The 17,805-nt window shown below is 58.1% G+C and carries 17 protein-coding genes, 2 pseudogenes and 2 riboswitches; of the genes and pseudogenes, 6 read left to right on the top strand and 13 right to left on the bottom strand.

Translation table 11 applies throughout. The features are described 5' to 3' along the window. Positions 1-36: 36 nt before the first annotated feature. The 3 genes from WA157_RS02065 to WA157_RS02055 all read right to left on the bottom strand — a co-directional run bounded on the left by WA157_RS02065 (position 37) and on the right by WA157_RS02055 (position 3,228). A complete protein-coding gene (locus WA157_RS02065) occupies positions 37-996 on the bottom strand; it encodes an XrtA-associated tyrosine autokinase (RefSeq protein WP_422619369.1) in 960 nt (319 codons plus the stop codon). Between the two features lie 7 nt (positions 997-1,003). Beyond that, positions 1,004-2,578 carry an XrtA system polysaccharide chain length determinant gene (locus tag WA157_RS02060; RefSeq protein ID WP_422619368.1) on the bottom strand — a complete coding sequence of 525 codons (1,575 nt, stop codon included), beginning with the start codon at positions 2,576-2,578 and terminating at the stop codon, positions 1,004-1,006. Positions 2,579-2,661: 83 nt separating this feature from the next. After that, positions 2,662-3,228 carry an XrtA/PEP-CTERM system exopolysaccharide export protein gene (locus WA157_RS02055; RefSeq protein WP_422619452.1) on the bottom strand — a complete coding sequence of 189 codons (567 nt, stop codon included), beginning with the start codon at positions 3,226-3,228 and terminating at the stop codon, positions 2,662-2,664. 288 nt (positions 3,229-3,516) lie between these two features. Between WA157_RS02055 and WA157_RS02050 the strand changes: the two genes are divergently transcribed. Then, complete coding sequence (locus WA157_RS02050; RefSeq protein ID WP_422619367.1) at positions 3,517-4,020, top strand: low molecular weight protein-tyrosine-phosphatase; 504 nt, start codon at positions 3,517-3,519, stop codon at positions 4,018-4,020. Between the two features lie 28 nt (positions 4,021-4,048). On the opposite strand, the gene WA157_RS02045 is transcribed toward WA157_RS02050, so the two are convergent. The 5 genes from WA157_RS02045 to ahcY all read right to left on the bottom strand — a co-directional run bounded on the left by WA157_RS02045 (position 4,049) and on the right by ahcY (position 8,915). Further along, the gene (locus tag WA157_RS02045) at positions 4,049-5,056 is read right to left on the bottom strand and encodes an NAD-dependent epimerase (RefSeq protein ID WP_422619366.1); all 1,008 of its coding nucleotides are present in this window, start codon (positions 5,054-5,056) and stop codon (positions 4,049-4,051) included. 39 nt (positions 5,057-5,095) lie between these two features. Beyond that, entirely contained in the window at positions 5,096-5,416 is a 321-nt protein-coding gene (locus tag WA157_RS02040) for a PilZ domain-containing protein (protein ID WP_318667877.1), read from the bottom strand. A 329-nt stretch (positions 5,417-5,745) separates the two neighbouring features. Beyond that, positions 5,746-6,594: a methylenetetrahydrofolate reductase [NAD(P)H] gene (metF, locus tag WA157_RS02035; protein WP_422619365.1), complete on the bottom strand. Its 849-nt coding sequence runs from the start codon at positions 6,592-6,594 to the stop codon at positions 5,746-5,748. A gap of 10 nt (positions 6,595-6,604) precedes the next feature. Next, positions 6,605-7,426 carry a TlyA family RNA methyltransferase gene (locus WA157_RS02030; protein WP_422619364.1) on the bottom strand — a complete coding sequence of 274 codons (822 nt, stop codon included), beginning with the start codon at positions 7,424-7,426 and terminating at the stop codon, positions 6,605-6,607. Between the two features lie 37 nt (positions 7,427-7,463). After that, entirely contained in the window at positions 7,464-8,915 is a 1,452-nt protein-coding gene (gene ahcY / locus WA157_RS02025) for an adenosylhomocysteinase (RefSeq protein ID WP_422619363.1), read from the bottom strand. Between the two features lie 75 nt (positions 8,916-8,990). Beyond that, a riboswitch (S-adenosyl-L-homocysteine riboswitch) is annotated at positions 8,991-9,089 on the bottom strand. A gap of 121 nt (positions 9,090-9,210) precedes the next feature. Between ahcY and WA157_RS02020 the strand changes: the two genes are divergently transcribed. From WA157_RS02020 to WA157_RS02005, 4 genes are read left to right on the top strand one after another with little or no spacing between them, the layout of a single operon-like run. Then, complete coding sequence (locus WA157_RS02020; RefSeq protein ID WP_422619362.1) at positions 9,211-9,723, top strand: spore coat U domain-containing protein; 513 nt, start codon at positions 9,211-9,213, stop codon at positions 9,721-9,723. Positions 9,724-9,730: 7 nt separating this feature from the next. Next, positions 9,731-10,480: a molecular chaperone gene (locus WA157_RS02015; protein ID WP_422619361.1), complete on the top strand. Its 750-nt coding sequence runs from the start codon at positions 9,731-9,733 to the stop codon at positions 10,478-10,480. Then, positions 10,452-12,794, top strand: coding sequence for a fimbria/pilus outer membrane usher protein (locus WA157_RS02010; protein WP_422619360.1), 2,343 nt, complete (start codon positions 10,452-10,454; stop codon positions 12,792-12,794). Before WA157_RS02015 ends, WA157_RS02010 begins: the two co-directional genes overlap by 29 nt. Beyond that, positions 12,791-13,285: a spore coat U domain-containing protein gene (locus WA157_RS02005; RefSeq protein ID WP_422619359.1), complete on the top strand. Its 495-nt coding sequence runs from the start codon at positions 12,791-12,793 to the stop codon at positions 13,283-13,285. Before WA157_RS02010 ends, WA157_RS02005 begins: the two co-directional genes overlap by 4 nt. 93 nt (positions 13,286-13,378) lie before the next feature. On the opposite strand, the pseudogene WA157_RS02000 reads toward WA157_RS02005, so the two are convergent. The 3 genes and pseudogenes from WA157_RS02000 to WA157_RS01990 form a co-directional block, all read right to left on the bottom strand. Continuing rightward, positions 13,379-13,636: pseudogene (locus WA157_RS02000) on the bottom strand (adenosylhomocysteinase); the annotation flags it as partial. Positions 13,637-13,711: 75 nt separating this feature from the next. Beyond that, positions 13,712-13,810: riboswitch (S-adenosyl-L-homocysteine riboswitch) on the bottom strand. A gap of 356 nt (positions 13,811-14,166) precedes the next feature. Further along, entirely contained in the window at positions 14,167-14,544 is a 378-nt protein-coding gene (locus WA157_RS01995) for a BON domain-containing protein (RefSeq protein WP_422619358.1), read from the bottom strand. A gap of 355 nt (positions 14,545-14,899) precedes the next feature. Continuing rightward, a pseudogene (locus WA157_RS01990) lies at positions 14,900-15,055 on the bottom strand (IS5/IS1182 family transposase); the annotation flags it as partial. 150 nt (positions 15,056-15,205) lie between these two features. Between WA157_RS01990 and WA157_RS01985 the strand changes: the two are divergent. After that, positions 15,206-15,712, top strand: coding sequence for a thioredoxin family protein (locus WA157_RS01985; RefSeq protein ID WP_422619357.1), 507 nt, complete (start codon positions 15,206-15,208; stop codon positions 15,710-15,712). Between the two features lie 136 nt (positions 15,713-15,848). Here the strand turns inward: WA157_RS01985 and WA157_RS01980 are convergent, their stop codons facing one another. Beyond that, the gene (locus tag WA157_RS01980) at positions 15,849-16,352 is read right to left on the bottom strand and encodes a DinB family protein (protein WP_422619356.1); all 504 of its coding nucleotides are present in this window, start codon (positions 16,350-16,352) and stop codon (positions 15,849-15,851) included. A 372-nt stretch (positions 16,353-16,724) separates the two neighbouring features. Continuing rightward, entirely contained in the window at positions 16,725-17,699 is a 975-nt protein-coding gene (locus tag WA157_RS01975; protein WP_422619355.1) for an N-carbamoyl-D-amino-acid hydrolase, read from the bottom strand. Positions 17,700-17,805: the final 106 nt, after the last annotated feature.

Genomic DNA, 17,805 nt, shown 5'->3' with positions numbered 1-17,805 from the left:
GAAACCGCAACCTTCTCAATGCAAGGGGGCTACGCATCATGACTGCGTCGACAAGGAAGACAAGGCCGACTGCGCAGGCTCGTGTCCGTAGCCATAGCCGTAGCCATACCCATAGCCATATCCCCCTTTTGAAGCGGTTTTCGCCTGATTCAACAACATCAGCTTGACGGGGCAGGCCTCAATCGTGGCAAGCGCCTGCACAACATCTGACTTCAGGGTTTTTTCCGCCTGAACCACCACCACCACCTGACCCATGTGGGAGGCCAGCACGCGCGCCTCGGTGGCAAGAAGCAGTGGCGGCGAATCAAAAATAATGATCCGATCCGCATAGCGGGTGGCCAAATCCTTGAGCAATCGAGTCATTGCGTCACTTGCCAACAATTCGGTCGCGCGCGGATGCGGCGTGCCGCTGGGCAACAAGGACAGTTTGTCAATATTCGTTCTCAGCAGCACGCTGGACAAGTCCTTCGATTCGTCGAGCACCAGATCGAGCAGACCGGGGCCTTCAGTTACGCCCATCACAGCCATCACCGAGGGGCGCAAGACGTCAGCATCCACCAACATGACCGTGTAATCAAGTTCGGTGGCCATGCTCATCGCCAAATTGATGGCGGTAAAAGTCTTGCCTTCGCCCGGTAGTGCACTGGTCACCATGATCAGGTTGCCGCTCGTGACAGTGGAGGCGCCTTTGCCCATGGCGTTGCTGATCAGGGGCCGCTTGACGACCCGGTATTGATCCGCAATCTGGGATCGTGGCGCATTCGGGCTGACAATGCCAGCTCTTGCGAGTGCCTCCAGATCGATTTCAATGCGTCGTGACGTTGTGCCTGAGTGAACCCCTGGCGCCGTTGCGGCCTCCGCAACTTGGGGGACCCCGGTCACCGGTTTCCAATTTTCGTCAGGTGCGTGAGCCGCAGGTGTCACGACGGGCATCTCGGCACCAGCCTGACGCAGTTGCTCCAGGCGCACTGCCGCCTGCTCGATTAGGCTACTCATAGTTGGTTCATCCTAGCCGTCCGGACATCACGGAAAAAATGATCATCCCGGTTAAAAAAACGCCTATCAAGCCGCCGGATGCGGCCCAAAACTTTTTCAATTCCAATTTCTCTCTCAGTACCGCCCCATCGTCCAGCACCAGGGTCACCACACCCAGCAGCGGCAACCCAAGGGTCTCCTTCAGGGAACGCCCGTCGTAGAAGACAGCGCGCAACTGACTGGCGGCAAAGGCCGCAGCCAGTCCGACACCCAAGCCGGCCAACAGGGCAAGCGGCATCAGCAACAGACGGTTGGGCGCCACTGGTTGGGGGGATGCACGCGGCGGATCAATCAAGCGAAAGTCGGCCATGCCTGCGGCACTGTCCAGGTCGCCGGACATGGCGGCTGACTCTCGTCTGGAAACCAGGTCGTTGTAGTTCCTCTTGTTGATGTCGTAGTCCCGATTCAGTTGCGCAAGTTCTGCTTCAATTTGAGGGGCGGTTTTCATCAACTCGCGCGCCCGTGCGTAACGGGCCTCGTACTCGCCCACCCTGGCCCGCAACGCAGCCACCTGCACCTCGGAGGTGGCCAGCAGGCGGTGGAGCTCCTGGTAAGCCATGCTATTGGCAGACGCTGCAGCCGGATTCGCCAGCGCAGTCTTGCGCAGTTCCTGCAATTCCTTGGCTTTGGTGCTCTCAAGCTCCTGGATCAGTCGCCGGGTTCCAACCACATCGGGATGCTGCTCGGTAAAACGCTGCAGCAGCCCATCAAGCTGTCGCTTTTGGGCCTCAATACGCGCATCAATCTCGGGCGTTGAACTCTGCATGGCAGACTCCTGGAGCAGACTGCGAGAGGTGATGTTGGCGTTCTGATCTTTTTCGGCATCGAGCTGACGTTTTGCCGAATCCCGCGCGTTCTCTGCTTCACGCAAGTCCAGACGAGCCTGGCTCAGTTGGCTGCTGACAGCACCAATCTGTCCGGCCATGTCTTTCCCGTCCGCGTTCTGAAGCTCGATGTTGCGAAGCCTGAATTGCTTCAGCCGTGCCTCTGCTTCCTCAAGCTTCGTCACATAGGTCTGAATCTGCTCATCAATAAATTTGCGCGCGGTCTTGGAATCTTTGCGGCTGTCGCCCAGACTGGACTCAACAAAAATTGACACCAGGGACTGAACCACCCGCTTGGCCTTGTCAGGGCTCGTGTCGCGGTAGGACAGCACGTAAAGGTTGTCCCGGCCCACATTCTTGATTTCAAGCGTCTTCATCAAACGATCAATCAAGGCCTCGTGTTCGCTCTTGGATTGGGCTTTCAGGTCAAGGTCGGCCATGCGAACGAGTTTTTCAACATTGGGGCGACTGATCAGCGTGCGACTCAACATCACCACCTGCTGATCAACATTGGGCTGCACCGCCAAGCCCGACATCAATGGCTTCAGAATCGACTGTGTGTCCACAAAAATACGGGCGTTGGCTTCGTATTTATCGGGAACCGAAAGCACCACGAACAAACCGATTGCGGTGACCGCCCAGGCCACCAACAGGCCCAACCAGCGATGCTTCCACATGCCTCGGGCAGCGGTGGCTAATTGGCTAATGAGCTCATCCATCGGATTTAATCTTTGTGGTCAGGGTTGAAACGCTACCAAGCCGTCGTCACGCGACTCAAGCCGGTGGCCAGGAGGAGGCGGCTTTAGAACCAGCCTTGCGGAATAATCAGAACGTCGCCAGGTTTCATCTCGACATTGGCAGAGATATCGCCGCGCTTGATCAGGTCTTTGAGTCGCACCGCATAGCGCTTGTCGCCCTCTGAAGCACGTGTGATGGAGGCCGCGTTGCCATCGGCAAAATCGGTCAGGCCACCCACGGCAATCATCACATCGAGCACCGTCATTTTTTGTTTGTACGGCAGGGCCTGGGGTCGGGCGGCCTCGCCAACAACCCGAATTTGCTCGCTGTACGGTCCGACAAAGCTGGTCACAATGATCGTCACGACCGGGTCACGCACCAACTTGCTCAAGGCTTTCTCCACATCACGGGCAATTTCGACCGAGGTCTTGCCCTGGGCCACCAACTCATCCACCAGTGGTGTTGACACCTTGCCATCGGGACGAACCGGCACCGACATGGAAAGCTCAGGATTGCGCCAGACGATGATGTTGAGCGTGTCGCCAGCACCCACCACATAGTTGTAATCTGTTGCGGCTGCGCCCATTGGCGCAGGCGGGTAGGCCGAAGAGCTGGCGCAAGCGGCCACCATGGCGGTAATCAGACCCAAAACGACCCAACGGATCGCGGTTTTAGTAATGCAATATAAACTTTTCAAAGCGTATCCCCTGTACAGGTTGAAGGCGTTCGATGGGCTCGCGGGCTGGAACACGGTTGCCGTTCCGGCTTATGGCGCCACCCGCCGAATCACGCCTGAAGTCTGCGCTGATCGGCACTTCCTAAATTGATATTTCTCAAGAAACACTGCACATTGCTCAACGATCCGAAGACTGCAAAATTTCTGCTTTTTGAGGGTGCCGCGCCCATAAAATGGGCGGCTATGACCAAGCTGCTGATGGTGTGTATGGGCAATACCTGCCGCTCTCCGATGGCGCAGGCCGTGATTCGCAAACTGGCGCTTGAGACCGGGCTTGCGCAGCCATTTGAAGTGGCTTGCGCGGGCACCCACGCGCACCACCTGGGCGAACGGCCCGACCCCAGAGCGGCGCTGACGCTGGCGCGTCACGGCTACGAGATGGGCCGCGTTCGTTCTCGCAGAATTACAGAACAGGACTTCCAGTCCTTTGACCTGATTCTGGCGATGGACAGCAGTAATTTGACTGAATTACACCGACTGTGCCCGGCCGAACAGGGGCACAAATTGCACCTGCTGCTGGACTTTGCCGAAGAAATCAGTGAGACGGAAGTTCCCGATCCGTATTACGGCAACCAGGAAGGGTTTGAGCAGGTGCTGGCGTTATGCGAGGCTGGCGCCAGGGGCGTGATCCGGCGCTTGCTCCAGGGACCTTCAAAAATTGATGCCGCAGCACCCCCAGCGGGCTAGTGGCCAAAACTTGCCACTGTGCAGCCAACTACACCTGGTAGTAGTCGCGGTACCAAGCCACAAAACGGGCAATTCCCTGCTCAATAGGGGTGCCGGGTACAAAACCCACCCAATCGTTCAAGGCATCGGTATTGGCATAGGTGGCGGGCACATCACCATCTTGCAAAGGCAGTAGATTTTTCTCCGCCTTGCGGCCCAAAGCTTCCTCGATACAGGCGATGAAATCGAGCAAGGGCACGGGCTTGTTATTGCCAATATTGAACACCCGGTAGGGCGCGTTGCTTGTCGCCGGGTCAGCCAGCGCCGGGTCATAAACCGGATTGGGGCAGGCCACACGATCCAGTACCCGAACGACACCTTCGACGATATCGTCGACAAATGTGAAATCACGCTGCATCTGTCCGTAGTTGAAAACGTCGATGGGGCGGCCGTCCAGGATCGCCTTGGTGAACAGGAACAAGGCCATGTCAGGCCGACCCCACGGCCCGTACACCGTGAAGAAGCGCAGGCCGGTGGTGGGCAGACCATACAAGTGACTGTAGGTGTGCGCCATCAGTTCATTGGCTTTCTTGGTGGCGGCGTAAAGACTGACCGGATGATCCACACTGTCGTGCTCGGAAAACGGCATGTTGGTGTTGCCGCCGTACACGCTGGAGCTTGACGCGTAGACCAGGTGCTGCACCTGTGTGTGGCGGCAAGCCTCCAGAACATTCATGAACCCGACAATGTTGCTGTCGATGTAAGCATGCGGATTTTGCAGCGAGTAGCGCACACCGGCCTGGGCCGCCAAGTGAATGACGCGGTCAAATTTTTCATCGGCAAAAAGTTGCGCCATACCCTGTCGATCGGCCACGTCCATCTTGACGAAGCGAAAACCCGCGTGCGGGCTCAAGCGCTTGAGGCGATTTTCTTTCAGAGTGACATCGTAATAGTCATTGAGGTTGTCCAGCCCCAGCACTTCGTCGCCGCGCGCCAGCAAACGCAGTGCGGTCGTCATGCCAATGAAGCCCGCCGCCCCCGTCAAAAGTATTTTCATGAAGTTGATGCACGATCAGAAGTTGCCATGGGGCGCATCTTAATGGGTGCGTGTCAGCCAACCTGCGTCGGCATCAACGATTTCTGCTGGATTCGAAAAAAAAGAATCAGCAAATTTCGCGGCAATCCCATGCACACCATCTTTCTGATCGACCCTAAGCACCTGGCCATCGCACACCAATTTCAATTTCTCGCCCCGCACCGTCAGCTCAACCGCAAAGTACACGTGCGAACCCAGCGCTGGCGCGGTGTCAATTTCAAAATAAATGCCCGTTGCGCTGATATTGCGGGCCAGACCATGAACATTACCGATTTCGACTGGCAACGCGGTCTCGAATCGGACTGCACGTCGCCCATGCATCAAGGGCGGTTTTTTATTTTGAATTCTTAGGTGTTTCATGCTTCAACAACATCAGTGACTCACGCAACGCGAAAAACAGTCAAGACCCACCACAGGCCAAGGCAAGCCTTTCAACTCATGAAGCCGCAAGAACTGTGCCCAAAAAAACCACTTGTAAATTAATTGTTACAAATCAATGACTTGCAAAAATGATGGATTCCAGGCGTCCAGCTCCTGCTTCGGCCTCGCGCGGATCTGTAAACTAATCCGACACGTCATTGTCGCTTGCCCAAGCGCCACGAACGGGATGGACGTCGGCCCAATCCAGCACCGGTCAATCAATCGCTCAATCAGGCCGGCCCCTGGCCCAGCCTGTTGCAGACTTCCAGCGTGGCGGCGCTCTGGTTCATGCTGTAAAAGTGCAGGCCGGGCGCACCCCCGGCGCGCAGTTGCTCGCACAGGTCGGTCACCACGTCGAGCCCAAAAGCCTTGATGGATGCTGCGTCGTCGCCAAAACCTTGCAGACGCAAGCGAATCCAGCGCGGAATCTCGGCGCCGCAGGCATCGCTGAAGCGCATCAGCTGCGTGGAGCTGGCAATCGGCATGATGCCGGGCACGATGGGCAGGCTCAGGCCGAGCGCATCGGCCTCTTCGACAAAACGGAAGTAGGCGTCGGCGTTGTAGAAATACTGGGTGATGGCGGAGTTGGCACCGGCTTTGACCTTGGTGGCAAAAGCCTGCAGGTCAGCTTCTGGCGACCTGGCCTGCGGATGCACTTCCGGGTAAGCCGCCACCTCGATATGGAAATAGTCTCCTGTTTCAGCCCGCACAAACGCCACCAGGTCGCTGGCGTAATGAAACTCGCCACCAATGCCAAAACCGCTGGGCAAATCGCCGCGCAGTGCGACCAGGCGCTTGACACCCATGGCTTTAAGAATGGCCAGCTGTTCGCGCACCTTGGCGTGGGTCGCACCAATGCATGAAATATGAGAGGCCGCGCCAACGCCCTCGGCCAGGATGTCGCGCACCGTGCTGAACGTGCCCTCCTGGGTGGAGCCCCCAGCGCCAAAAGTCACCGAGCAAAACTCGGGCTTCAGTGCGTACAACTGCTGGCGCGCCACGCGCAGCTTTTCCACCCCGTCGGGGGTTTTGGGCGGGAAGAACTCAAAGCTCAGCGGGATTTGAGGGGTCGCGGTCATGACGGACTTTCTAAGGTTTCAGCTTGGCTGCGGCGATAAAAAACTCACGGTTGCCGTCGCCACCGGCAATCGGCGAATCAAACCACGCAGTCACGGTCAGACCCAGTGCGGCGCAGGCTTCGCGCAGGCGCTGCTCCACCAGCAAGTACATTGCGGCATCCTTCACGATGCCACCTTTGCCGACCTGGCCGGGTTGCAATTCAAACTGGGGCTTGACCAGCGTCAGCAGCGTGCCACCGCATTTCAGCAGTGGCACCACGGCGGGCAGCACCAGGGTTTGTGAGATGAACGACAGATCGGCCACGATCAGGTCGAATTCGGGCGCGAACTCATGCACCTCCGCTCCACCTTCTTCTACATCAAATTGGCCTCCAGCCCCCGTGCTTTCTTCATAAGCAGCTATCAAATCTGAAGCAACCAGGGCGCGGGCGTTGACTTTTTCAATACACAGCACACGCGGGTCTTCGCGCAGGCTGGGGTGCAACTGGGCGCTGCCCACGTCCACCCCGACCACCGAGGCGGCGCCGTGCTGCAGCAAGCAGTCGGTAAAGCCGCCGGTAGACTGGCCCACATCGAGGCAAGCCAGTCCGGTCACGGACAAGCCGACCTGTCTGAGCGCTGCCTCCAGCTTGAGGCCGCCACGCGACACGTAGCGCGCCTCGGCGTCGTTGAGCAGCTTCAGTTCAGCCTCCAGCGGAATCTCGTCACCGTTTTTGGTCACCGTCTTCCACTCTGCGCCCTTGAGCCACTGCACGCCATCGGCAATCAGGCGCTGGGCCTGCGAGCGGGTGCTGGCAAGTTGCCGTTGTACGAGTAATTGGTCAGCACGCATGATGTGTAGCGGTCATTCAGTCAGGAGGTCGGTTTTTTTAGTAGCGGTAGCTGTCAGCCTTGTAAGGGCCCGCTTTGCTGACACCAATATAGGCGGCTTGTTCATCCGTCAGTTCAGACAGCATGGCGCCGACTTTGCCCAGGTGCAGGCGCGCCACTTTTTCGTCCAGATGCTTGGGCAACACATAGACCTTGCCGACCTTGTATTGCTTGGGCTTGGTGAACAACTCGATCTGCGCAATGGTCTGGTTGGCAAAGCTGGAGCTCATCACAAAGCTGGGGTGACCGGTGCCGCAACCCAGGTTCACCAGACGGCCCTTGGCCAGCAGGATGATGCGCTTGGACGGTGTCTTGCCCTTGGCCGGGAAGATCACATGGTCGACCTGCGGCTTGATCTCTTCCCACTTGCACTTGTCCAGCGAGGCCACATCAATCTCATTGTCAAAGTGACCGATGTTGCAGACGATGGTCTGGTCTTTCATGGCCGCCATGTGCTTGTAGGTGATGACATTCAGATTGCCGGTGCAGGTGACAAAAATATCGCATTTGTCAGCGGCGTATTCCATCGTCACGACCTTGAAGCCTTCCATCGCCGCTTGCAAGGCGTTGATCGGGTCCACTTCCGTCACCCACACTTGCGCCGAGAGCGCACGCAGCGCCTGGGCGCAACCCTTGCCGACATCGCCATAGCCGGCCACCAAAGCCACTTTGCCGGCAATCATGACGTCGGTTGCGCGCTTGATGCCGTCCACCAGCGATTCGCGGCAACCATACAGGTTGTCAAACTTGCTCTTGGTGACCGAGTCGTTGACGTTGATCGCACGCAGCATCAACTCGCCCTTGGCGGACATGTCGTTGAGGCGGTGCACGCCGGTGGTGGTTTCTTCGGTCACGCCAATGATGTTTTTCAGGCGGCGGCTGTACCAGGTCGGGTCCACTTTCAGTTTGGCCTTGATGGCCGCAAACAGGCAAATCTCTTCTTCGCTGCTGGGCTTGTCGAGCAACTTGGCATTCTTCTCGGCGCGGGTGCCCAAGTGCATCAGCAAGGTGGCATCGCCGCCGTCGTCCAGAATCATGTTCGGGCCCTCAAGCGCCGTGCCCTTCTTGCCACCGAATTCAAAAATGCGGTGCGTGTAGTCCCAGTAGTCGGCCAGCGATTCACCCTTGATTGCAAACACCGGTGTGCCCGTGGCCGCAATCGCGGCAGCCGCGTGATCTTGCGTGGAAAAGATGTTGCACGAGGCCCAGCGCACCGTGGCGCCCAGCGCCTGCAGTGTTTCGATCAGTACAGCGGTCTGGATCGTCATGTGCAGGCTGCCGGTGATGCGTGCGCCTTTGAGCGGCTGGCTCTTGGCAAATTCTTCCCGAATCGCCATCAGGCCGGGCATTTCGGTCTGGGCAATGTTGAGTTCCTTGCGGCCCCAGGCGGCCAGGTTGATGTCGGCAATTACATGGTCAGACGAGTTGACGGGTTTCGATACGGTGCTCATGGCTCACTCCAAAAGTTGATTTGAAAAGCACTGAACTGCGCGGAGGACTTTTGGAAAAGGCTCACCCCACAGATCAGTGGGTGAGCGCGGTTGATGCGGTGATTCAGCCATTGGGCCCAAGCACGCGGTCCGAGCCTCGTTCACCCTGTGTGAACTGCAACGCTCCTCGGAAGAATGACAATTATACGGATTGCCGAGCCACCCGACGACGACGATCCGCCCTCTGAGTGCCATTTGCGTTGCGTTGCGTTACTATGGGTCAGCAAACCTTGCTTGTTACCTTTAGAGGAGCCTCATGAGTTCACGGTTTCAAATAGTTGCAGTGCTGTTAACGCTGGGGGCCAATATCGCAGTGGCGGCCACCACAACAACCAATCTCAACGTCACCGCAACGGTCAGTGCAACTTGTTCCGTCACGACAAGCGCGGTTGCATTCGGCACTTACGATCCCACTTCCGCCTCGCCAAAGGACGCCACGGGATCGGCGACAGTGACATGCACGTCAGGAACCACGTACTCCATTGCCTTGGATGCGGGCGCTCATGAAAGCACACCGGGCGATGCCAGTACACGAAGGATGCTGGCAAACACCGCCGATTATTTGCCCTACACGCTCTATCTTGACAGCGGGCACACAACCATCTGGGGGGATGGCGCAAACGGCACCAGCGTCAACCCGAGCTCTGGCACGTTTACCGGCGATGGCACCGATCAAAGCTATAGCGTCTACGGGCGCATAGCTGCCGGCCAATATGTGGCGGCTGGCTCCTACTCTGACGCAGTCGTGACTACGGTCACCTACAACTAGGATCCCCATGAAGAAGTTCTTCGTTGCCATGGCGGCCGCCGCCGTGCTGTTTTCTGTCACGGCAAAGGCCGCCGACTTAGCTGTCTTGCCTGTCCGGCTGAACTTGTCCACGAGTCATGATCGAGATGCGATCACGATCACGAACCGCGGCTTGGAGAATGTGGTCATGCAGGTCGAAACCGTCTCCTGGACCCAGGTCGACAGCCACGACCAGTATGCGCCAACCAAGGATGTACTGATCAATCCGCCTTTGTTCACGGTGTTACCGGGGCAGTCTCAAGTGCTGCGCATCGGGTTGCGCAAGCCGCCCACGGGATCGCGTGAGGTGGCGTATCGCGTTCTTCTGCGCGAGGTGCCACCCCCGGCGGGGAATGCAAGCGCAGACCCGAGTGCAGGACAAGCCAATGTGCGCTTGCTGTTACAGATGCGCCTACCTGTCTATGTGGCACCTGCCAAGATAGTCCAGAAGCAGCAATGGCAGGGGCGTCGCTCTGCTGACGGGAGCCTTGCCGTTGCGCTGACCAATATGGGCAACGTGCACCTGGTGGTCAATGAGCTCAGATTACACGCATCTGATGCAGCACCGGATGCACCCCCCCTCGCATTGCTCAAAACCAATGCTGCCGTTTTCTCGGGCCAAAGCCAAAGCTGGCAATTTCGCGGCGGCGAGAAGGCCATTCGCGGACAAAACTTCAAGCTTGAAGTCGTAACCGATCAGGGACCGCACTATGTGGCACTTGATCTGGAACGTCAATAAACAAATAGCCCGTCATCGCCCGGCGGCCCTGGGCCTTTTTCTGGCCCTGCTTTGCGCCGTCACAGCCGCCTCAGAAGTTGGCGTCCACGATGATTTGCTGTTGTTAGCCATCCGGATTAACGGCTTTGACAACGGCGAGGTCGTTCGTGTATTGCGTCTGATTCGGGGAGGCTCAGCCGTTGCAGAACGTCATCTGCGTTCATGGCATCTGGCCCCTCCAGCCGGGGAGCGGCTACAGGTTGATGGAGAGTCCTATGTGCGCCTGGCCGACATGGCGGGTGTGGAATGCCACATCGATCCAGTTAGTCAGACCCTCGTGGTCAAAGCCCCGGCCTCGGCGTTTGTCGCGACCTCGCTGGTCTACGGCAACGAAGGGTCCGTCCAACTGACACCTTCCCGCACGGGTGGTTTTCTTAACTATGACCTGTCTTGGCAGCGCGACAGCGGGCGGGCCAACTCCGGTGGCCTGTTTGAGCTTGGCGCCTTCAACGCCAGGGGCAGCGGGATCGCTACGGTTTTATGGAATAACGGACCGCTTCGAAGCGGATGGGTGCGACTGGATACCACCTGGAATAAGGATATCCCCGAACGGATGCAAAGCATTCACTTCGGCGACGCCATCAGTCGCGCGGGCAGTTGGGGGCGGTCCGTTCGCTTTGGCGGCATTCAGTGGACGACCGACTTTGCAACCCAGCCTGGCTTCATTGTGCAACCGCAACCCTCCATGCGCGGGGAGGCGATTGTGCCGTCCACCCTGGACGTCTATCTCAACAACGTTCGTCTTCTGCAAAGCGATGTGCCGCCAGGCCCTTTTGATCTGACCAATGTTCCGGTGGTGACCGGGCAAGGAGAGTTGCGGCTGGTGGTGCACGACCTGCTGGGCCGGCAGCAGGTCATTACGCAGCCGTATTACGCAAGCCAGCAACTGCTCAAGCCGGGGCTTCATGACTTCACTTACGAGGCAGGCTTGATCCGCCAAGACTATGGCATTGCCAGCGCCAACTATGGACGCTTCATCGTGGCGGCGACTGATCGACTGGGAATCAGCGCCGGGTTCACGCGCGAACTGAGAGCGGAAATCTTGAATGACCAGCAAACCATGGGCGCCAGCGGTGTCTGGTTACTGCCAAAGCTTGGCGCGATCCATCTGGGCACGCTCAGTTTAGGTGCTGCGTTCAGCCGTGGGCCGGATGGACATGGTCGATTGCTTGCCGTGGGCGCAGAGCGGCAAGGCCGAGACGTGAGCATCAGTCTTCAGGCGCAACAGGCCGACAGGAATTTTGTCCAGCTGGGCCAATTGCCCGGCTACACCCCTCGCCACACGTTAGGTGCCAACGTCAGCTTTCCACTTCGTGGCAGAGGATTTGGTTTGAGCTATACGCAGCGGTCAACCTGGGAGAGCAGGAATCAGCGAATGCTGTCCGCCAACTACAGCCTGCGGTTGGGCCGCCTGGGACAACTCGGCATGTACGCGCTGCGCAATTTGTCTGATGAGCCGACACTCACCATTGGCATCACCTTGACAATACTCCTTGATGCGCGGACCACCCTGAGCGCAGATTCATATCGCCAGGATGGCCAGGGGCGCAACATGCTCCAGTTGCAGCGCAACACGCCAACAGGAGAAGGGTTTGGCTATCGCCTGCTGGCGGGAGACGACGAGCATTATCTTGCCGGCGCCACAGTGAACTCGGACCGAATGACCTTGACGGCGGAGTCGGCTCAATTCGGCCGCCAGACAGGCCACCGTCTGGGCGTCAATGGCGGCATCGCGGGCACTGGCAGCGGCGTTTTTCTGAGCCGGCGCGTGGACGACAGTTTTGCCGTCGTCCAGGTGGCCGATTATTCCGGTGTCCGCGTCTATCGTGATAACCATGAAGTGAGCCGCACTGACGAGCATGGCCTCGCGCTGATTCCCCGTCTGCGGGCTTACCAGAAAAATGCGCTGCGTATTGAGCAGGCGGACCTGCCCGTTGAAGCAGAAGTTGACACATTGGAGCTCACATCGACACCCGCGTTACGCAGCGGCGTCGTCGTTGATTTCCCCGTGCGACGCAGTAGAAACGCCACATTCCGTTTGACGGATGACAATGGCATGGATCTCCCGCCAGGCGCGAATGTTCGGCTGGAGGGCGACTCCCGAAAGTTCCCAGTTGGCTTCAACGGCAGTGTTTTTGTCACTGGACTAAAGACGCATAACCGACTGATTGGCGAATGGGCTGGTCGCCAATGCGACGTCGAATTAACGCTGGCGGCGTCGGCTGAACCGATGCCGGACCTTGGCACGCTGACCTGCAAGGCAAAGACCCGATGAAAAAAATGATCCTCCATGCGGCGGCCATGCTGGGGCTGGCACTCCCCCTGCCCGCCTCAGCTTTGTGCACGCTACTGTGCTCGTGCACCGTGAGCACCACGTCGGTCGCATTTGGCGTTTACAACCCGCTGTTCGCCTCACCTCTGGACAGCTCAGGCAATGTCCGCATGACTTGCGGGGGCGTGGTCGGCCTGCTGGTTCCGTTTGACATCGCCATCAGCAAAGGCAGCTACAGCACCAGCTTCAGTCCCCGAAAGATGGCCAGCGGTTCCAACCGACTTGAATACGACCTTTACACCTCCAGCGCCCGCACCACCATTTGGGGTGATGGCAGCAACGGCACACAAATCGTTTCCGGCTCTGTTTTCATCGTCTTGCTGGGTGGAAGCTCGCAGGATTTCACGGTTTTTGGTCGCATCCCGGGTGGGCAGGTTACCGTGCCTCCGGGCACTTACAGCGACTCAACAACAGTCACCGTGACCTACTATTAGGTTCGGTTGTCTGAAGCGTTGGCGCGCTCAATTGCCCTGCGATCCCTGCATGACGAAAACCATCCCGAAGGCCCCGGCCGAGGGGGAGTAGGTCGATGCAAACGCCGCGAGCGCGCCCAGGCCCGGCGCTTGCAGGCTTTCCACCAGCACAGCGGTCTGGATCGTCATGTGCAGCGAGCCGGTGATGCGCGCGCCCTTCAAGGGCAGCAACTTGGAAAATTCTTCGCGAATTGCCATCCGGCCGGGCATTTCGGTCTAGGCAATGTTCAACTCTTTGCGGCCCCAGGCGGCGAGGCCCGGGTCGGCGATCACATGGTCTTGATTTTTGACAGGATTCGATACGGTGCTCATGGCTCACTCCAAAAGTTGATTTGAAAAGCACTGAACTGCGCGGAGAACTTTTGGAAGAGGCTCACCCCACAGATCAGTGGGTGAGCGCGGTTGATGCGGTGATTCAGCCATTGGGCCCAAACACGCGGTCCGAGCCTCGTTCAACATGCGTGAACTGCAACGCTCCTCGGAAAACGGTGATTTTCCGAAGCTGCGGGCCACAGGCCGACCAGCCAATCAAGAAGTCAAGGCGTCCTGTTCATGCGACAGACTGCCCCAGGACGATGGAGGTTTTGGACACGCCTTCTTGTGAAAACGACGCTGCCCAGGACCAGGATCAGGGTTATTTGAGTTCCACGTCTAGTCTTGGGGCAAATCCGCAGGGCCAACTGGTCCTTTGAAACTTGCCTGCAAAAAAATGGCCCGCCTGGAATGGCGGGCCGGTCGCTGGCTGTAAGGCGCCTACTGCCCGGCACGTTGCCGCGCCGGGCGGCAACGAATCGGGACCGACTCAGCGCAGCCGTTTTGGATAGGCCCCCGGCGAACCGCCTTTACCCTTCGACCTTCAATTCACTCTTCACGTCCTTGACGCCCTGGACTGAGGCGGCCAGTTTCAGCGCGCGCTTTGCAACTGCAGCACTTGGCACGGTGCCAGAAATTAGCACCACGCCTTTTGCGGTGCTCACGCTGATCTTGAGGGATTGCACGTCCTTGTCTTCGATCAGTGCGGCTTTGACCTTGGTGGTGATCATTGCATCGTCAGCAAATGCAGAGGTAGCGCCGGGAACAGCAGGAGTTGCAGAACCGGTCGCGGCGGGCTTGGTGGTCGCATCGGCCGGGGGTGCGGCATGCACCGACACGGCGGCGACGGAGGCCAAAGATACCAAAGCGGCGGTAAGCAAACGGGAGAGAGTTTTTTGGTTTTGCATGATGGTTTCCTTCTTGGTAGAGATCGTGTTTAGTAGCCAGTAGTAGCACTCAACTACGCAACGCCGTGTAGCGTTACATCTACATCCACCGCAAGCGCCATGCCAGCGTCAAAATAACCAATGAATTCAATGAATTAAAAATAATTCGCAATGGGAATTGTGATAATGCCCGGATTTCCAGGCGTTTCTGTCGTCCCTGAGCGACAAGTCAATGCCATGAATGAGACAAACCCCTGATTTCAAAAGAATTATTCCTGTCTCTCTTCAGGGACAGATGCCTCGTCGGCCATGAACAGACTCGGCGTCAGCCCTGTGCAACCTTGGCAAACAGGGTTTCACCGAGTTTGTTCTCATTGGGGTAGTCGGGCCCGATGACTTCACACAAAACCAACCAAGGCACGATGGCTTGCATGGTCTTGAGGAACTCATCGCGTCGCGTGGGCTTGCGGTAATGCTCGAATCGCGATTCCACATCGGCGGCCCTCGCTAAGGTTTGTCGCCCCAGACGCATACAACGTTTCAGCCTCGGGCGGCATGGACCTTGATCAGCATTGCCTTAGATGGATGTCAGTTGTGACAGATCAACTCCGGCGCACGTGGCATACGCCGAAGACTTGAAAAGCGACCGACAATTCTGCCTTGACACACCGCCGTGCCCCTGATGAATACCCTATCCCGCGTTCTGACTGGTCTTCTGTTCGCCCTGCTGTCCTCGCTTGGGGTGGCGCAAGATCTCCCCACCAAATTTGATCCCCATCGGGATGCAGCCAAAGATGTGACGACGGCCCAAAGCTTGGCAAAGGCCACTGGCAGGCGCGTATTGGTTGACGTCGGTGGCGAGTGGTGCGTGTGGTGCCGCATGCTTGATCGATTTATTGCGTCACAACCGCCAATCAAGGCGTTGATTGACAGTCAGTACGTGTGGGTCAAAGTGAACTATTCACCCGAAAACAAGAACACGGCCGTACTCTCCAGGTGGCCCAAGATTCGAGGTTACCCGTATTTGCTTGTATTGGACGGAGCCGGAAAACTGCTGCACGCCCAAGGCGTTCAAGGACTCGAAACTGAAACGGAAAAAGAAGCTGACGAGAATTACGATCCCGACCGGGTCATGGCATTTCTCAATCGCTACGCCACTGCGACAAGCGTTTCTGCGCAACACTATTGAACATTGAACGCCACGACAGCTCATACTCCCGAAACCCAATACTCAATGTTTTTCAAAGTTCATGAGTGCGGTCAGATGACGAAGTTCGTTGGCCGGGGTCATTCTTTGGGACCTTCAGACCAGGGACCATCCATGATCAGGCCTGCCGACGCGATGGTTCGTGGAGATGCAGAAACTTGGTGTACAAATCGCGTGGTGGCGCGATTGAGATGCCTTTTAGTACTTGGCCGACATTGCCACGATGGTAAGACCCATGGCTGAGCACATGGAACAGCATTTCCTCTCGCGTCATTCTTCCCGAGTCACCATCAGTGAACTGAAAAGAAAGACTCTCCAGCAGTGCTTGGTCGGCGATCTTGGAGACATAGTTCTCGAACCAGAGGTCGGTTTCGGCGACAGCGAAATGAAGCTCAGCGAGTTCAGGTGTCTCCGGCGTATTCGTTGCCGTGTACGGGTGCTTCTCGCCAGCCAAGTGAGCGCGAAAGATTCGGTCGACAACGTAGATGTGGTTGAGCGTCCTGATCGCCGTGTGTAATGAAGCCGCGTGCTCCGTGGACATCATCGAGGCCACTACGTCAAAAAGTTCGCGATTGGCCCAAGACTTCTGAGCGAAAAGGGATGAGAGAATTTTCTGGGACATGGATTTGCAGTGAGGGAAATTGGCTGGCCTAAAACGGGATGTAGATCGTCTGGTATTCAGGCTGATCCAGTTTATCCGACCAAATAAACTCAACTCCACAACAGCTTACGAACGGGGTTTCCACCAACACCGCCACACGGCCGGTGGATTGGGTGTCCGTTCGGCGGCCCCATTCGCGGTGACCGCAACGCTGGCACACCTGCAACCGCGTTGACACCAGTACGCTGGCATACCCAGAGCGCCCGCCCGCGAGCGTGGGCCAGAGAACGGATACCCGATCCGCCAGCCCCACCACAGCGGGATAATTCAAAGCAAAATCAGCCTCTAGCCCCCGTCAATACTTCACAAGCAGCTACAAAATCAATAGCACCATCAGCCAACAGGCGAGACAGGCGGCGCAGCCCACACCGTCCCATCCGCCGCCAGCGTCTCCCCCTTGCGCTGCGTGATCAGCCCATAAGCCTGCGGCTGGCGGTGCAGGTCGAAGTTGAAGGTGGTGCGTTTGTAGATGGCGCAGAAGTCCAGGTCGCAGCGGGCAATGACCATCTCGTCGCCCTTGCTCAGGCAGCGCGCCACCACCTCGCCGGACGGCGCGATGATGCAGCTGCCGCCGATGCTGTCCACGCCCTCTTCCACACCGGCCTTGGCCACGCCCACGACCCAGGTGCCGTTCTGGTAGGCGCCGGCCTGCATGGAGAGCTGGTTGTGAAACAGCGACAAGTCGTCATGCTCCGGCGCGGGGGCGTTGTGCACCGGGGTGTTGTAGCCAATCAGTACCATCTCCACGCCTTGCAGGCCCATCACGCGGTAGGTTTCGGCCCAGCGCCTGTCGTTGCAGAGGGCCATGCCCATGATGCCGCCGAAGGCCTGCGTCACGCCCCAGCCGGGGCCGGGCGTGAAGTAGCGTTTCTCCAGGTGCTGAAAGCGCCGCCAGGGCTCGTGTTCCTTGTGGCCGGGCAGGTGCACCTTGCGGTACTTGGCCACGATCTGGCCGCTGCGGTCCACCAGGATGGAGGTGTTGTAGCGCACCTCGCCCGTGGCCTCTTGCGCCAGCTCGGCGTAGCCCAGGTAGAAGCCCACGCCCAGTTCTTTGGACAAGTCGAACAGCGGCTGCGTCGCGGCGTTGGGCATGGATTGCTCAAAGAAGCTGTTGATCTCGGCCTCGTCTTCGATGTACCAGCGCGGGAAAAAGGTGGTCAGCGCCAGCTCGGGGAAGACGATGAGCTGCGCGCCCACGGCGTGGGCCTGGCGCATCAACTCACACAGGCGGGCCACCACCTGGGTGCGGGAGTCAGCGCGTTGGATGGGGCCGAGTTGGCCGAGGGCGACGTTGAGGTAGCGGGGCATAGAAGTAGATGGGTAATAGTTGAATGAAGGCTGGCTTCGATCGTTCGTCAAGCTCACGACAGGCCAGGCTCAGCCCGAACGGTACGGTGTTGGCATGGACATAGCC

The organism is Rhodoferax ferrireducens, from assembly GCF_049302455.1.
Lineage (GTDB): Bacteria > Pseudomonadota > Gammaproteobacteria > Burkholderiales > Burkholderiaceae_C > Rhodoferax > Rhodoferax ferrireducens_B.
Note: the sequence above shows the minus strand (reverse complement) of the source record. Positions and strands in the feature narration are given on the sequence as shown.

Excerpts from the sequence above, each read along its gene's own strand:
- WA157_RS02060 (WP_422619368.1), bottom strand. The coding sequence starts at position 2,578 with ATGGATGAGCTCATTAGCCAATTAGCCACCGCTGCCCGAGGCATGTGG.
- WA157_RS02015 (WP_422619361.1), top strand. The coding sequence starts at position 9,731 with ATGAAGAAGTTCTTCGTTGCCATGGCGGCCGCCGCCGTGCTGTTTTCT.
- WA157_RS02065 (WP_422619369.1), bottom strand. The coding sequence starts at position 996 with ATGAGTAGCCTAATCGAGCAGGCGGCAGTGCGCCTGGAGCAACTGCGT.
- WA157_RS02030 (WP_422619364.1), bottom strand. The coding sequence starts at position 7,426 with ATGCGTGCTGACCAATTACTCGTACAACGGCAACTTGCCAGCACCCGC.
- WA157_RS01995 (WP_422619358.1), bottom strand. The coding sequence starts at position 14,544 with ATGCAAAACCAAAAAACTCTCTCCCGTTTGCTTACCGCCGCTTTGGTA.
- ahcY (WP_422619363.1), bottom strand. The coding sequence starts at position 8,915 with ATGAGCACCGTATCGAAACCCGTCAACTCGTCTGACCATGTAATTGCC.
- WA157_RS01985 (WP_422619357.1), top strand. The coding sequence starts at position 15,206 with ATGAATACCCTATCCCGCGTTCTGACTGGTCTTCTGTTCGCCCTGCTG.
- WA157_RS02020 (WP_422619362.1), top strand. The coding sequence starts at position 9,211 with ATGAGTTCACGGTTTCAAATAGTTGCAGTGCTGTTAACGCTGGGGGCC.
- WA157_RS01980 (WP_422619356.1), bottom strand. The coding sequence starts at position 16,352 with ATGTCCCAGAAAATTCTCTCATCCCTTTTCGCTCAGAAGTCTTGGGCC.
- WA157_RS02050 (WP_422619367.1), top strand. The coding sequence starts at position 3,517 with ATGACCAAGCTGCTGATGGTGTGTATGGGCAATACCTGCCGCTCTCCG.
- WA157_RS02005 (WP_422619359.1), top strand. The coding sequence starts at position 12,791 with ATGAAAAAAATGATCCTCCATGCGGCGGCCATGCTGGGGCTGGCACTC.
- WA157_RS01975 (WP_422619355.1), bottom strand. The coding sequence starts at position 17,699 with ATGCCCCGCTACCTCAACGTCGCCCTCGGCCAACTCGGCCCCATCCAA.
- WA157_RS02010 (WP_422619360.1), top strand. The coding sequence starts at position 10,452 with ATGTGGCACTTGATCTGGAACGTCAATAAACAAATAGCCCGTCATCGC.
- WA157_RS02055 (WP_422619452.1), bottom strand. The coding sequence starts at position 3,228 with ATGGTGGCCGCTTGCGCCAGCTCTTCGGCCTACCCGCCTGCGCCAATG.
- WA157_RS02040 (WP_318667877.1), bottom strand. The coding sequence starts at position 5,416 with ATGCATGGGCGACGTGCAGTCCGATTCGAGACCGCGTTGCCAGTCGAA.
- WA157_RS02045 (WP_422619366.1), bottom strand. The coding sequence starts at position 5,056 with ATGAAAATACTTTTGACGGGGGCGGCGGGCTTCATTGGCATGACGACC.
- metF (WP_422619365.1), bottom strand. The coding sequence starts at position 6,594 with ATGACCGCGACCCCTCAAATCCCGCTGAGCTTTGAGTTCTTCCCGCCC.